Origin of the sequence: Amycolatopsis ponsaeliensis, from assembly GCF_030182635.1 — a bacterium.
GTDB classification, from domain to species: Bacteria; Actinomycetota; Actinomycetes; order Mycobacteriales; family Pseudonocardiaceae; genus Amycolatopsis; species Amycolatopsis ponsaeliensis.
In genome coordinates, this window is record NZ_JAPZLD010000005.1 from 247,902 (window position 1) to 262,925 (window position 15,024).

Below are 15,024 nucleotides of genomic sequence, written 5' to 3' on the forward strand. Positions count from 1 at the left end.
CCTCACGTCGTCACGCCTTCCTGCTGCGGGCCAGCGGAGCACAGCGGCCGCCCGGGGATCGGGGGGCACCTCGGGCGGCCGCTGTGCGTGCGGTTCCGCCTGGACGGGCACCGCGTGGTGTTCGTGCGGCTTCTACCCTGCAACGGATCTCCGCGGCGCGACAGCGGTTGGTGTCAAGGCCCGTCCCAATGGCGTCAAGTCCGGCTGCGGCGCGGTGGAGACACAGCGAGTGGGAAGGTCGCTACGCTGGGACGTCGCGAACGCCCGTCCCACCGTCGACTGCGAAGGAACGTGCTGGTGATACCGGTTGTCAAGTGGTCCGGCCGGGAGGCACGGGCACTGCGCAACGCCCGGCGGATGGGGGTTCGCCAGTTCGCCAAACACCTCGGCTACACCGCCGCCGCGGTGTCGTACTGGGAAGCACGCGGATCGGACGCCAACCTGCGCCAGAACACCCAGGAAGTGCTCGACGCCGATCTCGCACTCGCTCCCGAAGACGTTCGGGGGCGCTTCGAACAAGCCTTGAAGGCGGACGAGGACGAGATGGACTCCGACACTCTCGGCACCAGTTCGTCCGCGCGGACACGAGACCTGCTTCCGCAGCTGCGGACCCAGTTCGCCCGCAGCCTGGACTACCAGGCGCCCGACGGTGTCACCGGCCGCGTGCGCGACTTTCTGCGCTCCTCCGCTCGGGTGTATCTCCTGGCCGGCCCAGCGGGGGTCGGCAAGACCCGGCTCGTCTACCAGCTCGTGACCGAGCTCGCCGGGGCAGCCGACTTCCAGCTCCACACGGTCGGATCATGGGAAATTGGCAGCCTGGATCTGGCCGTCGAGATCCTGCGCTACAGCTCCGTGCCGAAGGAGAACGACGCGCTGCTGACGCTGGAGGCCGAAAGCGCTCGGCTGCGCCGGCCTTGCCTCGTTGTGATCGACGGCATCAGCTCCCAGAGCCAGTTCGATCGGGTTGGTCGCCAGCTCGACACCATCCTTCGCCAGGTGACTACGGGCTGGCTGCGGTTCTTGCTGGTCCTGCGCACCCCGCCGGCCGTGGAGACCAGGGCCCACCCGGTGCTCAACGCCGCCATTTTCGACCCGCCGTCTGGCAGGGACCAGGGACCGCAGCATCTGCTCGGCCCCTGGGACACGGTCACGGCCCGGCAGATCTGGAACTCGGCCCGCGCCGGCGACGGCCCGCCGTTCGAGCACCTTCCCGCGTCGGTCCAGCAGCTGACACGGCTCCCGCTTTACATGCAGCTGGTGCTGACCTCCGGGGACGGGACGGCCGCCGCGGACGGCAACGCCTACCGGCTCATCGACCACTGCGTGCACGCGATCCTGCGCGCCGAAGGCCAGGACAGCGAGTCGGTGATCGCCGAGTTGTCCGACATCGCCGCCCGCCAGACCGCCGACCTCGTCCCGGCTGGACTGACCGTCGGCGCGCTCAGGGACGATCACGACACCCACCGGGACGAGCACGGCCGGATCTCGTCGGCGGTACTGGTGCGCACCCCGGCGGGCCGTGTCGAATTCACCCACGACGTCCTGCGTGAATATTTTCTCGCCACCCGCATCGCGGGGCTGCTGCGTGATCGCGGCCGATTGGTTCCCACGGTCGGAGCGCTCAACCACCTGGCCGATCAGGCAGTGCACTCCGCTGCCGCCCGCACCCTCTTCGAGCTCGTGATCCACTGCCTCGATGACGTCGACCGGGACCTGCTCGGTCTCGCCGCGATGTCCCCGACCATCGCGACCGGCACGACCCTGCCGCTCATGCTGTCCATCGCCGGAGACAGCGGCAGGTTCGCCACCCCCGACGTCCTGCGCGCCTGCGCCCAGCGTTGCGACCAAGACACCGCCCTGGAACTGGCCCGAGCGCTTCTCGCGACCTCCGCGGTTTATCCCGCACTGGGAAGCGACTGCCCACAGTGGCTGCTGAGCCTGCTGCGCCGGTTCGGCGCCGCGATCTGGCGCGCAGTGATGACCTTCATCGAGCTGAACCTCGATGCGGCGGCCGTGCGGATCCTGCTCGACCTCGCCGACCTCGACATGGGCGCGGAATCCATCTTCTTCGCCCGTTACTACTTCCTGTTCATCGGCGACGACAGCGTGACCAGCGGCGCATTGGAGCGCCTGCTCGAGCACGAAAGCTGGCGGGTGCGCGCCGGTCTCGCCGAAGCACTCCGCGACGAGCACTCTCCCCCGACTGGAACCAGCCGTACCGTCATGGACCGCCTCGTCGCCGACGCCGACTACAAGGTGCGTGCCGCGGCGGCGCTCAGCCTGCACCGGGTCACCCCGGCACCCGCGCGCCGCTACCTCACCACCTTGCTGACCGACGAGAACTGGCACGTGCGCGAGCGAGTGCTGCACGACCTGCTCACGGCACCCCGCCCCCCGCGGATCCTCGCCGAACTCGCCGACACCGCGGCGGCGGCCATCGCGGCGGAACCCAGCTGGGCCCGCTGTCCAGCCCACGTGCGGCCGATGCTCCAGCGACTGCGCCTGACCCACGGACCTCATGACGCCGTCGACGACTCGGCCGCCACGGGGCAGGCGTTGTTCGCGATGCTGCGGGAAACCCGCACCGGGTGGACCAGCCTGCCCAAGCCCGTGTTCACCGCTGTCGTCGAGATCGCGCGTCGGAGCCCGAACTGGCTGGTGGTGCGCGAGGCGGCAGCCCTCGACGAACCGGTGGCGGCCGATCCGAAACCGGGTGGATTGGACGACCCGCGGATGTACCGGGAATCCTTCCGGCGCCGCCGCGGCCACCGCTCGCTGCAGGTGGCGCTCGATATGCACGACCTGGACGACGCGCTCATCGTCGCCCGCGCGGCGGGGCAAGCGGGCGTCGACTTCGTCGAGGTGGGAGATCCGCTGATCAAGCGCGTGGGACTGCGGGCCGTGGAGCGGGTGAAACGAGAGATTCCGGACGTGCTGGTAGTCGCGGAGATGATGTCCGCGGACTGGGGCCGCGACCAGGTCGTGCTGGCGGCCGAGGCGGGCGCGGACGTTGTCCAGCTGATCGGCCCGGCCACGATCGCCAGCGTGGCGGCCGCGGTGGAGGCTGGGCACCGGCTCGGCGTCCCCATCGTCCTGGACGCGCCCACCGCGCTACTTACCCAGCCGTGGGTCGCGGCGATGGAACGCGCCGGCGTCGACGGATTCACGGTCACCACCAACATCGACGTCGGCATCGGCAGCCGGCACTCCCTGGCGACCGCCCGGTCCATCCGTGGCTGGACCCAGCTTCCGGTCGCGGTGTCCGGCGGGTTCAGCGCCGCCGACCAGACGATCATCACCAGCCGGGACTGGGACATACTCATCGTCGGCCGCAGCGTCGCCGACGCGGTCGACCCTGGCGGCGCTGCCCGCCGCATCGCCGAATCGGTCCGCGATCACGACGAAGGAAGCCGATGAAGATCACGCCACTGCGTCAGGAGCTCATTCCGCAGGTCATCGCTCTGATGGAACTCGGCGAGCCGTACATCCGCGCACGCACCTACTCCGACTACTGGGGCTATGCCACCTTGTTCGCCTCGACGTGCCCGGTGGCGCTGGTCGGGGACGACGTCGCCGGCGCGGTCATGGCCTTCCGCAGCCAGGAAGACCCGCGCGACATCTACGTCCAGGACGTGATGACCCACCCGGATTACCGGCAGCAGGGCGTGTCGAAGGCCCTCATCGCGGCCGTGCGGGACCAGGCGATCAGCTGGGGCTGCTCCCGCCTGTATCTCACCTCCGAGCCGGACAACATCGCGGCCCAGGCGACCTGGCAGGCGCTTGGCTTCGTCAACGTCCCCGGCGACCGGGACGTCGACGGTGTCTCGGTCACCTCGAACTACAAGGGGCCCGGCAAGGACCGCGCCGTCTACCAGCTGGACCTGCCTTAAACGACCCGCGCAGCGACGACAAGAGGCCGGGCCCGCCGTGTGCAACTCGGTCGGCCCGGCCTCGGTCAGTTCGGTCCAGGAGCGGACGCGCGTGGTCTGCTCCGTCAGCGGGGCTATCCGACTACCTCGATCAGCTCGCGCCGCTGCCGCTCACCGAGCCCTCTGATCCGACGCGTGTCCGCGATGTCGATCTTCTTCATCAGCTCGCCGGCGCGAACGTCACCGATGCCCGGCAGCGCTTTCAGCACGGCGAAGACCTTGGTCTTCTGGGTGACGATGTCGTCTTCCGCCTTCTTGAACACGTCGGCGAGCGTTATCTGGCCCGACTTCAGCGCGATCAGCATTGCCGCGCGCGCGGTGCGAGCCACCTTGGCCACCTCCAGCGCGGCCTGTCGTTGCTCGGGAGTCAAGGTGGGCAGTGCCATGGGGAAGCTGATCCTTTCGGTCGGTGCCACGTCGTGTTGGCGCGGCGGAGAGGGTCTCACCATCGTGGACCATGGGGCTTGGTTCATGCGACAGGGCGCCGGGGGAGCGGCTCTACGCCGCGGTCAATCGCGCGGCCGGTGCCACGATTGCCGGATCCGCACCGTCGTCTGCGGAATTCTTCGCAGCCCTGCGGCACTCACCGGTCAGAGGCGGCGGCCGGCGACCGGGTGGCTGGTTCGGCAGTTCAGTGATGGAGTCGGTGGTCATCGTCCGCCAGCGCGGTCCGAAGGCCACCGGGAAGGTGCTCTGCGCGAGGCTGTGGTGCTCGTAGTGCATGACTTTGCCCTGGACGGTGTGGTCCTCGAAGATCGCTGTCACCAGCGTGCCGATCTGCGGCAGCGTCGGGGCGACTCGCGGCCGGCTCACGTCGGTGGTTTCTGGGGCGGATGGGGCGGCGGGATGTCGCCCGGACCGGTGGCAGGCCACTCGCGCAATCTCTCGAGGACCCGCTCCATGAACGGGATCTGCGGGCGCTGGAGATCGGGCGGAGGGCCCTGGTCCCGGACGAGCGGTTCAACGCTGGGGGCTAGCGGAACTGCCGGGGGAATGTAGGTGCGCAGCCCGCTGGCGCGGAAAGCGTCTTCCGGAAGCAGGTATTTCGGCACCGTGGGTGTCTGCATGATGTCGGTGATCTCCTTGGCATCCACGAATCCGGCCAGGGACAGGTATTCGGTGGGGATGTGGTCGGTCTTGGCGTGCGCGGGCGTGGCCCGTGCGGCAGCGGAAAGGGTCAGCTCGACGTGGCGGCACGCGCAGCGTGGGCAGGCGCAGGTTCGCCAGGTCAGGCGCACGGCTCCGGCGGGGAGCTCAAGCGCGGCGTTGGTGGCGGCCACGCCCCAGGAGTGTTGCTCGCGGGCGCAGCCGGAGCAGCGTGGGGAGTCGGGTTGCACGGCATGGGCGGTCTAGAGCGGCAATGGCGCTGCGAGTTGCGCCCGCTCGGCGTCGCTGAGGTCAAGGCCGTCCAGGGCGTATATCTCCGGGACCTCTTTCGCACCAGGAAGATCCGGGAAGTACCTCGCGGTCGCGAGCCGGGCCGCGTCCCACCTGACCGACCACGCCGTGACGCGGCTTCGCCAGCCGAACACGTAGTCCGGCTGTACGTCGCGCAATTCGATGGCGACGGTGTGCGTGATCCGGAACTCGGGGATTTCCATGTCGCGCAGGGCCAAGGGGCTGAAGTGCTCGGCAAGGACACTGCAGACGAGCAGGACCCTGGCCCGCTCCACGGCGGCATCTGTTGTGGCATCGTCGGTTGCGGTCATCACTCGGCACCGTCCTGTGTGGACTCCGGGTCGTAGGACTCGGCGACCTGCGATCGCCACATGACGAACCCGTGAGTGCACTCGTAGGCCTTGTCGGCCGGCTTCCAGGTCGCGCAGCTGTGACCGCCGACCGTGAAGCGCACCCCCAGCCGCACGACGGGGACAGGCCTGGTGGGTGTTGCGGCAGTGGTCTGAGCCATGGAGGACCAGCTCCTCGTGGTTGTCGGTTGTGGTCGGGTGGTGCTCCGCGCCGGATCGGGGAAACGCCGGACTGTGGCGGCCGCCTGCGCTGCCCCGGGCGTTGGTGACCGCCCGGGACCGCGTCGTCGTCACGGCGCTCCGGCGCGGAGCACCTGCTTGGGGTGGGAGTGGGTGCGGTGAGCGGTTGCTTCCGCGCAGCACGGCGCAGCAGACGGCCCGGCGTGCCGACCTGAGCGCCGCGTGCGTGCCATGTGGTGACCTCTCCCAAGAAAGTTGATACCCCTCAACTCTTGACGAGGTCTTCATCCGGAGACGAAGTTTAGGGGTATTAACTGGATGCTAGGCCGTGCTGACCAGCGCAGTCAAGGGGTCTAAACTCTCGGGGGTGAGCGCCGACCGTGACTTCGATGATCTGCGACGTGACCCTGATCCGCTTCGCCGCGGCCGCCGGGCGACCGAACTGATCGAGCAGTACAACCAGCTCGCCGTCGAGCTTGCTCGCATCCGGCGGCACGCGATCGACTGCGCCCGCAGCGAGCTCGACATGAAGGACACCGACATCGCCCCGAAGATCGGGCTGACCAAGAGTCGGCTGTCGCAGCTGATGAAGAAGGCCCCTGTGGTCGAACGCCTGTTCTTCGGGCACGGTCCGGTCAGCATCGGCGTGCCGTACCGGTACCAGACCACGGACCGGGAACGGCCGCTGATCGCCGCGGAGGACGCCGAGACCGCCGACCAGCTGGCCGAACTGCTCAGCGCGATGGCCTTCGTGACTACTCGCCATCAGATCGAGCCCGATCGGGAGACTCTTCCCGACGGCGACGCCGTGGTCGTCTGCGGCCCGAAGTCGGCGCCGATTGGCGCCTCGCTGCTCGAGGCCGATCCGGCCCTGCGGATGACCCAGCACGGATCCCGATGGTGGATTGAAGAGGTCGTCACGGGTACGCGACACGGGTCGCCGGCCGACGAATCGTCGCCTCAGGCTGGCGACGTCGCCTACGTCGCCCGTCAGATCCGAGAAGGTCGGGTGGTCGTGCACATCGCCGGAATTCACACCATCGGGTCGCTCGGCGCCGCGCACTATCTGACCAACAACCTCGCGGCACTGTTCACTCTCACCGACGACACGTCCTGCTCGATGGTGATTCGCTGCGTCCTCGACGATCGGCACGTCACAGCCAGCGAACTCGTCGCCGGCCCCTTCACCTGGTGAGCGCGTGGACACCGTCACCTGCCAGCTTCCCGCGATCCACGCCAGCGACGACAAGATCGCCACCACCGACAACGCCGTGATCATGCTCGATGGTGCCTCGGCGTTCGTGCCCGTGCCAGTAGCGCCAGCGGTCTACGCCGACGAACTTGCCACCCGCCTCACGCGGGAACTCGTCCGCACGCCGGGCGACGATCTGGTCGAACTCCTCGCCGCGGCCATCCACGACGTCGCCGGGCGGCTGGATCTCCGCCCCGGACGATCCCCCTCCAGCACGGTCACCATCCTGCGTGCCCATGACGGCTGGCTCGACGTCCTTCTGCTGGGTGACAACCTCGTTGTCTTGCCCGGGGCAACGCTGACCGACCCGAGGCTGAGCCAGCTCGATCTCGAGCCCGGCAGGCGCTACCGGAAGCGCCTCGCGCATGGCACCGGATTCGACGAGACTCACCGCTCCATCCTGCGCGAGCTGCAGACCCAGCAAGCCGCCCGGCGCAACCGAGCGGGCGGATACTGGATCGCCGAGGCGGATCCCGCAGCGGCGTGCCATGCCCTCACCCGCCGCTTCCGGCTCGACGATGTTCCTTGGGCCGGGCTGGCCACCGACGGTGCCTACAAACCCATGCGGCACCTCGGGCTCGACGACTGGCCGCGTCTGGCGTCCTGCGACGCAGCCGTGCTGCAGCGGATCCTGCGCCGATGCGAGAATTGGGAAGCTCGCCGTGATCCGGCGGCGATCGAACTGCCTCGTGCCAAGCGCCACGATGACAAGAGCATCGCGTTCGCGCGGTTCATCAACTGACGTGACCAGTTTTTCCATAGTGGACATTCCTTTGCTATCCGCATGTGTGGCATCGGAACGCGGATCTCCTCTGCCAATCGTCAGGACGACTCCCGGCGTGCGTGGCGCGCGCCGGCACGGCGTCCGCGCCCGCAGGCGGCCACCGTTCGAGAGCGCCGCCGTGCCAGCGCCGCCCTCGTTCGAAGTTTCCTGCGGCCGCACATCGCGCGGACTTTCGGCGCGGGCGGTGACCGTCCCGTCCCGCATGATGTGCGGAACGTGACCCCGTGACTGCGCCAGGCCAGCGGCCTGAGGCACCGGGACTCGGGGTAGGCGACGCACGGCACCTGATACCGGTCGGTCGGCCGATATGAACTGCGTCACCCCGAGCAAGATGCCGATCAGGCCCTTACCAGCGCGGATAACGAGTTGGGGAGCCGAATCCGCAGGTGTCCATGACCCCAGTTTTTGCCCGTTGGGGACGTATACCTGCAGTAACTCCAGCTCGTCCGTCAGACTGACATCGTGGTCGACAACGTAACAACCGAGCTGGACGCGGACTGGATCGTCTGGGGAATCGAAGCGAGAGACCCCTCGCGGCTGACCCAACCGGGAATCGGCGCGCGCACGGAGCAGGCGCTCATCGAGATGTGCGAGTCGGCCGGCTGCGTCTACCTCGGTTGTGTCGACGACGACTCTCACGACCTCACACCCGAGGGCACCTACTACCGCTGGCAGGTGCGCATACCGCAGGCCGAACATCGACGGCGCACCGAGAACGACGTCCCGTTCGCCGTCGCTGCGCTGACCGACTATCTGCGCAGCCTGCTGCCCGATGGGGTTGAAGACTGGTTCATCCGGCTCGACCCCGACCGCACGCGCCGCCTTGCCGTCAGCGACGCGATGCGCGAGGTCTACGCGGACCTGCTGCGCCCGGTGGAAGACACGCTGCTCGGGCTGCGCAGCGATGGAGCCCAGCAGCGCGCCCCGCTGGTGAACTTCTGGGCCGCCGACGACGACTACCTCGCCGGCGACTATGCGTTGTGGTTGGCCAAGGACCGGACGGTCGGATGCGCGCCGCGCCCCTGGCTGGTTCTCAACGTGGGCGTTGTGGCCTCGGCCGAATGGTGGACGACTCCCGCCGGGCGGGACATGACCCGTTTCGGGCACACCCCCGGATCTCCGGTTCTGCTGTTGCCACGCCCGGACAGTCCCGTCTGGAAAGCCTCGATCACCAGCGGCACCAGTGCCGCGGCAGGTGGGGTGTCCGCCCGCTACGAATGGCAGGCCGGTGACGGCGCGACGCTGGCGGAGCGCCTCGGACAGGAACTGCCCGCGCTGTTCCCCAATCTCGACGCCTCCGGAGGCGCCGGCGCGTTCACGTTCCGCTGATCCCGGCTTGTCGTCGGTGGTCACATCCCTTACCTCCAGATCTGGTGCAGATTCGCCAGAATGCGGTTGCGAAACGCCACATCGCCGGCGGTACGCAGCGCCGACGGGGGATCCTGATCGGCTTCCGGCCACCGCAACTCCTCCCGCCGCTCGACCGGAATGACGAGCGTCGGCGGTCCCGGATCCGGCGTGACGTGCCGCGGTGTGTTCACCTCGGTGGACGGTTGCACCGGAGTGGCGGGCTCGAACAACCCCGCCGCGCTGCTCAGCGGTGCCGCGGGAGTTCCCCTATACGCCCCGGGGGGAAGATGAGACCCGGGACGGCGGCGGGGAAAGAGCGCGGACATGCGACGGGTCCTTCGAGGGAACGGGATTCGAGCAGTGATGGAGCACGAGGTGACGCAGAACCCGTTGCTACGCGGGGATGCCGACGTTGAGATCAGCGAATTCGCGAGCCAGCGCAGAGCACCGCGCGCATTGATCCAGATGCCACTCGACTTTCGCCGACTCCTGGGAGGGCAGATGCTCGCGAGTCCACTTGCCGAGGTTGTCGACGACGTCCTGGCACCCGGTCCCCTCGGCCGCCCGCTCGACGTGGACCTGCAGAAACGCATCACGTAGTCCCCGGCGGGCCCGGTACAGCAAGGCCGAGACGCTGTCCGAGGTCATGTTCATCATCGGCGCGATCTCGGCCGGGGTGAGCTGCTCGATCTCACGCAGAAGCAGCACAGTGCGCCAGCGATCGGGGAGAAGCGCGAAAGCCTTGGCCGCCAGGCGTTCCTCGAGGCTGGCGAGTTCGGTATCGCGGAAATGCACGATCAGCTCGTCGCGGTGCCCCAGCCGGTCGCTGAAGTCGCCGACCGGCTCAACTTTCTTGCGCTTGCGGGCATGGTCGTAGGCGCAATGCCGCAGCGTGGTCAGCAGGTAGGAACGGAACGCGGAGTCAGGTCCTTTGCCGATACACAAGAGGTCGAGGATCTTCTCGAACGCTTCCTGGACCAGGTCCTCGGCGACGGCGTGTGAGCTCGACAACTGGCGGGCGAGGAAGCTCGCGGCGGTCTCGTGGCGGGCGTAGAGCTCGCCGAACGCCTCGATCTTGCCGCGGCGGACCGCGGCGATCAGGTCCGCGTCGTCGCGGGCCTTGTCCAGCTGCAGCGGCTTGCCGAAGACGACCTTCGCGGTCGCGGCGGTGTCGGGCATTGGTCGCGCCTCCCCGTCCTGTGAGCCAGTACCGGTCACCAGCCGTCGTCGGGTGGTTCACCCGATCACCATCGCCAGTAACGCCCCTACAGTAACGTTACTGCGTGGGGTTCTGCCTAGACCTTCGCTCACCTCGTCATCCATTTGCAGTAACGCGGGTGCCGGGGAGCGGGACCGCGTGCCTGATCTTCGGGGTCGCGTCGATGCATGCCTCAGGGGCGGCGCCGGGGACGCCTGGTGACGTCGGCCGGGACCGTGATCACCATGTTGTCCCGTCGGCCGCCCGGTGATCACTTCCAGGTAGATGACCGGCCGGCTCCGCGCAGACCCAACCGCCGTGCTCGGTGTCCGGAGGCGTCGGCCCGAACCGGTCCCCGCACCTCTCGAGCACGGGACGCGGGATCGCGCGGCCCGCCCCGTCGGTGCCGGGTGCGAGCGCTGATGGTGATGTCATGCTGTTCTCCCCGCTGGGCTGTCGGTCTTGGTTGGCCAGGGCATGTCTTTGGTGCGTACCTCGGGCCGCTTGGCGATGTCGTCCTCGACGAACCTCTCGAACTCCGGATCCGTGAGGTCCTGTCGCGCAGAAGGCTCGACGTGCTGGCGGTTTTCCTTGCATTCACGCCAATTTGCGTGAGTGGCCAGCCTGGTGATGGCCGGCCACAGCCATCGGTCGCGCCAGGCGATCATCGCCGTCGTGGGCCGCGAGGTTCCGCAGTAGGCCTCGCGCCACGCGGCGTACGCGTCGGAGAGTTCGTCGACCGCCACGGTGTGCCGGTACCAGCACGGCGGAATGCTGACCTCGCTGGTGAGTGGATAGCGGCTGATGAACCAGTCGACGAACCAGCGTGTTTCGGTCCACAGGGCACGCGCTTCGTCCTGTGTCAGCCAGCCCCAGGCCCAGCGCGAAGGCTTGGCCTGATTGACTTTCTCGATCAGTCCTTCCTCGAACGCCGCGAACGTCGCGGTCAGTTCCTCGAGGACATCGGACTGCTCGGTGACGGTGTCGTCCAGCGCGCTGACCGTCGCGTCGAGCTTGCCGAGCTGGCGCTCGTGCTGCTCACTGGTGGACGCGAGCTCGGTGACGACCTCGGGAAGAAGCTCCGGAGCTAGTAGAGGCAACGGCTCGTCGCCCTCGTCCGGGGCCTCACTTCCGGCACTCGGATTCTCCTTGGTGCCCCCGGGCTCCGCAGACGTGTCCACGTCGGTGTCCTCGGGGCCGTGGCGGGGATCCTCACTCATCGCCGGGCTCCTCGGTCTCGTCGGGCGGATCGTCCTCGGCGGGTTCGGCGGGCATCACCCCGCCGGAGGCCGCGACCAGTTGCCGCGTCTTGGTTCGGCTACGTTGGACCCGTTCGGCCAGGTCTGGGGTTTCCCACCAGCCGGGCAAGTCGACGATCGTGGCGGCCATGTTGCGGTAGAACAGCAGTGCCTGACCGTCGATCAGCTCACGGATCTCGTTGACCGGCAAGGCACTCTGGTAGCGCTGCGACACTTGAACCTGACTGCGGTCCGGGCCGGTGGACACACTGGTCTGGTCGATCGCCCGCTCCTGTAGCAGTCGCGACATAGCCTCGAGGTCGCGGGTGTTGGACAGGCCACCGAGAATCAGCTTGACCGACGCGTTGTCCCAGATCTCAGTAGCTTGCTCCGGGCCCCATCGCTGCCGAAGCTGGCTGAAACTCTGTACAAATACATACAGTTCAATTCCGCGCCCACCGGAGTCGGCGAGTCGCATGCTCAAATCTTCTTGCGGGCTAACGTTTGCCGCCTCATCCATGACGATCCTAAGTGGAGGGTCGAGTCTGAGGTCTCCATCGGCGAACGCGGGGGAGGCCATCTGTTCCTCAGTTTGGAACTGGGAGAGAACTTCCGCTCGGTGCAGCACTTCCGACATCAGGGCGTTGACGATCGGCGCCGCGGAGTTCTTACGGCCCCGGCTGACCAGGTACAGGGTGTCCGACCCGGACCGGATCAGGGCGTCGATGTCCAGCTGGGGCTCGCCGGGACGCGGTGTGCACGCGTCCCGTGTCTTCGGCGACGCCAGCGGACGCAACAGCAGCGCCAGCGTGGAGTAGATCGCCCCGGCACCGGAAGAGTCGTTGGAGCTGGCCGCGCTGTCCAGGATGCCGCGCAGTTCCGCGGCCACGCCGAACGCAGCGCGCGGGTTGGTGTCGAGAATTTGCTCCGGCCGCCGCGATTTCGTCGTTGTCCACAGTCGTAGCTCGTCCACGCCGGACTCGGACAACGCCGCCGCGTGCAGGAGCGCGGCCATGACGCCTTCGGCGCTGCCGCCGAAGTACCCGCCGCCCTTGGTGTCGCCCAGTGGCCGGGCCGAGCAGATCGCCACCGCGCGCCGCAGCGCGGTGTCGTAGTCCTCGCATCCCGCGATCGGTGACCAGCGCAGTTTGCGCGGCCACGGTGTCCGGCCCTCCGGGTCGAACACCCAGACGGTACCCAGTTCCTGACGCTCGATGATGGTGAGCTCGAGCAGATCGAAGCGGGTGGAGGTCGCCACGACCGAGCCGGGGGCCAGCATGATGTCGAGGACCGCTTGCCGGCCCGTCTTGCCCATCCGGACCGGCGCGACAACCAGCTTGCTGTCCTCGTGACTGGCGAACAGCGGGTTCCGGGTCCCGCGTTGCACCGCGAATCGTGCGCCTGCCTGATCGGGGTCCAGTTTTCGTTGCTGCGCCAGGGATGGGCGCAGCCGCACCGCGGTCTTGGCGATCGCCTTCTGGCTCAGTCGCTTGTCCACGGTCGCCTGCGGCGCCAGGCCCGAGCGCTTCTCGGCGCGACGCCGGCGCACGGCTCGCCGCCAGGTCGAGAACCAGACCCAGCAGGCGGCCTCGGCCAGCGCGACCAGACCCGCCATCACGTAGGTCAGTGCCGCCGGGCCCGGGCGGGGATCAGCCCGCCACGCGGCGGCCGGATCAGCTGCGTCGGCGACCCACCGGACGACGACCCCGGGTAGGGCCCGCGCCGGAGGCCACGCCCAGCCGCCGCCGGTCAGCAGTCCGGACAGCGCCGCGCCGAGCAGCCCCGCCAGCACGATGCCCAGCAGCAGCGCGAACACCATCGGGTAGAACACGCCCACCAGTGGGCGGGGCGGGGTTTGCGGCGCGGCCTGGGGTTGCTGATCAGGCTGCGTCACGAAGAATCATCCCCGTCAGCGCGGTGTCGGTGTCGGTGAGCGCGATCTCCCGCGGGCTTCGTTCGTGCCGCAGCAGGATCGGGTCGCGGTTGCCGACCTTGAGCAGGCAGGTGCCCTGCTCCAGCGCCATGATCGTTTCTTCGGTGCCCGAGGGCAGGTTGTACAGCTCCACGCAGGCCGCGGCGTCATCCAAGGATCCCTGCCCGTAGATGAACACGGTCTCGGCTTCCTGAAGTAGAGACCGGGCCGGGGAGTCTGGGGGCAGGTCACTGATGTGATGGAAACCGGCCACAGTGGACAGACCCAGTCCCCGCGACAGCTTGGTGTTGCGCCGGAAAATGGCACCCACACTGCCCTCGGCGACGTGCCAGCCCTCCTCCACGACGTTGACCGTCTGGCGGAACTGCTCGCTGCGTTTGGCCAGCATGTTGCTCTGCCACGTGTTGATCAGTGTCATGACGACGCGCAGCGCGGGACCGTCGATGGGCAGGCCGCTGATGTCGAAGTGCGTGAAGCCAGACGAGTGGTCGAGGTGGACATCGGGGGAGGTCTCGGCGTCGACGAGCCCGGCAAGGTCCTCCTCGATCATTCGCTCCAGGGCGAACGCCGGGTCGAGTCCCCATTCCTGCAGTTCCCGCACCCGCCGCTGCAGCGCGGCGGCGTCGTCGGCGGCCGGGTTGAGCAGGTGATGGACGATGTCGCCGATCACCGGGACCCGGCGTCGTTCGCGGGCGTCCCGGGTGGCGGCTACCAGCGCCAGCCGCAGCGCTTTGCCCTCTCGCTCGCTGACCGGGCGCCCGAGCGCCTCGGCCAGGACGGCGCGCAGCAGCATCATCTGGCCGGTCGGGCGGGACAGGCCGGTGCCGGTCTCGCTAGCGGGGTCGTCGGGCTGGTCGCCGCCGAGCGCGATCACCGGATCCAGCAGGTTGAGCCGTGAGCCGCGGCCGTCGGTGGTGAATCTGATGCTGGGCGCGCCGAGGAACCGGGCCAGCGCGGTGTATTCGCCGAGACCGCCTTGCAGCTTCTTGTCCAGCACCACGACCCGGCGGTCGCGCAGCAGCAGTTGCCGGGTGCAGGCCCAGGTTTTGAGCAGCGAGGATTTGCCCTTGCCGACATCGCCGACGACCGCCGCGTTCACGCTGGAGATCAGCTTGTCCTCGTAGGCGACGAACTGGTCGTGCGTGACGAGCTGCCCGGACAGCAGGTCGGTGCCGACGATCAGGCCCCGGTAGCTCGTCGGTGGCGAGGACAACGCGAGGTTGAGCGCTTCGGCCTGCCGGGTCGTGCTGACCATCGGCTCGACCCGCGGCTCGTACCAGCCCCACTTGTCCAGCCACCGCCGCCGACGCGGCGGCGGCCGGAACTGCGGCTCGCGAGGCGGCAGCGGGGGCTGCGGTGGCTGCCAGCCCACCACCGGTGTTCGCCGCGGCGTTGTGTCTGTGGCGGGGGAG

General features: G+C 68.5%; 15 protein-coding genes. 5 read left to right on the forward strand and 10 right to left on the reverse strand.

What is annotated here, in order from left to right; all coding sequences use genetic code 11:
- The first annotated feature begins 297 nt into the window (after positions 1–297).
- Positions 298–3,417 carry an orotidine 5'-phosphate decarboxylase / HUMPS family protein gene (locus tag QQ657_RS10285; RefSeq protein WP_284741831.1) on the forward strand — a complete coding sequence of 1,040 codons (3,120 nt, stop codon included), beginning with the start codon at positions 298–300 and terminating at the stop codon, positions 3,415–3,417.
- Positions 3,414–3,890, forward strand: coding sequence for a GNAT family N-acetyltransferase (locus QQ657_RS10290; RefSeq protein ID WP_284741832.1), 477 nt, complete (start codon positions 3,414–3,416; stop codon positions 3,888–3,890). The genes QQ657_RS10285 and QQ657_RS10290 overlap by 4 nt, the downstream gene beginning before the upstream one ends.
- 113 nt (positions 3,891–4,003) lie before the next feature.
- Here QQ657_RS10290 and mihF read toward each other — a convergent pair whose 3' ends face one another.
- The 5 genes from mihF to QQ657_RS10315 all read right to left on the reverse strand — a co-directional run bounded on the left by mihF (position 4,004) and on the right by QQ657_RS10315 (position 5,838).
- The gene (gene mihF / locus QQ657_RS10295; RefSeq protein ID WP_284741833.1) at positions 4,004–4,315 is read right to left on the reverse strand and encodes an integration host factor, actinobacterial type; all 312 of its coding nucleotides are present in this window, start codon (positions 4,313–4,315) and stop codon (positions 4,004–4,006) included.
- A gap of 112 nt (positions 4,316–4,427) precedes the next feature.
- Positions 4,428–4,742: a hypothetical protein gene (locus tag QQ657_RS10300; protein WP_284741834.1), complete on the reverse strand. Its 315-nt coding sequence runs from the start codon at positions 4,740–4,742 to the stop codon at positions 4,428–4,430.
- Complete coding sequence (locus QQ657_RS10305) at positions 4,739–5,209, reverse strand: hypothetical protein (RefSeq protein ID WP_284741835.1); 471 nt, start codon at positions 5,207–5,209, stop codon at positions 4,739–4,741. The genes QQ657_RS10300 and QQ657_RS10305 overlap by 4 nt, the downstream gene beginning before the upstream one ends.
- Positions 5,210–5,278: 69 nt before the next feature.
- On the reverse strand, positions 5,279–5,638 hold the full coding sequence (locus tag QQ657_RS10310; protein ID WP_284741836.1) for a hypothetical protein: 360 nt from the start codon (positions 5,636–5,638) through the stop codon (positions 5,279–5,281).
- Entirely contained in the window at positions 5,638–5,838 is a 201-nt protein-coding gene (locus QQ657_RS10315) for a hypothetical protein (protein WP_284741837.1), read from the reverse strand. Before QQ657_RS10315 ends, QQ657_RS10310 begins: the two co-directional genes overlap by 1 nt.
- A 386-nt stretch (positions 5,839–6,224) precedes the next feature.
- On the opposite strand from QQ657_RS10315, the gene QQ657_RS10320 reads away from it, so the two are divergent.
- The 3 genes from QQ657_RS10320 to QQ657_RS10330 all read left to right on the forward strand — a co-directional run bounded on the left by QQ657_RS10320 (position 6,225) and on the right by QQ657_RS10330 (position 9,222).
- Positions 6,225–7,052, forward strand: a complete 828-nt coding sequence (locus QQ657_RS10320) for a hypothetical protein (RefSeq protein WP_284741838.1) — start codon at positions 6,225–6,227, stop codon at positions 7,050–7,052.
- A gap of 4 nt (positions 7,053–7,056) precedes the next feature.
- Positions 7,057–7,851 (forward strand): hypothetical protein, encoded by a 795-nt coding sequence (locus QQ657_RS10325; protein ID WP_284741839.1) that lies wholly within the window; start codon positions 7,057–7,059, stop codon positions 7,849–7,851.
- Positions 7,852–8,355: 504 nt separating this feature from the next.
- Entirely contained in the window at positions 8,356–9,222 is an 867-nt protein-coding gene (locus QQ657_RS10330) for a hypothetical protein (RefSeq protein WP_284741840.1), read from the forward strand.
- A 29-nt stretch (positions 9,223–9,251) separates the two neighbouring features.
- Here the strand turns inward: QQ657_RS10330 and QQ657_RS10335 are convergent, their stop codons facing one another.
- The 5 genes from QQ657_RS10335 to QQ657_RS10355 all read right to left on the reverse strand — a co-directional run bounded on the left by QQ657_RS10335 (position 9,252) and on the right by QQ657_RS10355 (position 14,987).
- Entirely contained in the window at positions 9,252–9,473 is a 222-nt protein-coding gene (locus QQ657_RS10335; protein WP_284741841.1) for a hypothetical protein, read from the reverse strand.
- A gap of 163 nt (positions 9,474–9,636) precedes the next feature.
- A complete protein-coding gene (locus QQ657_RS10340) occupies positions 9,637–10,422 on the reverse strand; it encodes a sigma-70 family RNA polymerase sigma factor (RefSeq protein ID WP_284741842.1) in 786 nt (261 codons plus the stop codon).
- Between the two features lie 450 nt (positions 10,423–10,872).
- On the reverse strand, positions 10,873–11,661 hold the full coding sequence (locus tag QQ657_RS10345) for a hypothetical protein (RefSeq protein ID WP_284741843.1): 789 nt from the start codon (positions 11,659–11,661) through the stop codon (positions 10,873–10,875).
- Entirely contained in the window at positions 11,654–13,573 is a 1,920-nt protein-coding gene (locus QQ657_RS10350; RefSeq protein WP_284741844.1) for a type IV secretory system conjugative DNA transfer family protein, read from the reverse strand. Before QQ657_RS10350 ends, QQ657_RS10345 begins: the two co-directional genes overlap by 8 nt.
- Positions 13,560–14,987, reverse strand: coding sequence for an ATP/GTP-binding protein (locus QQ657_RS10355; protein ID WP_284741845.1), 1,428 nt, complete (start codon positions 14,985–14,987; stop codon positions 13,560–13,562). Before QQ657_RS10355 ends, QQ657_RS10350 begins: the two co-directional genes overlap by 14 nt.
- Between the last annotated feature and the right edge of the window lie 37 nt (positions 14,988–15,024).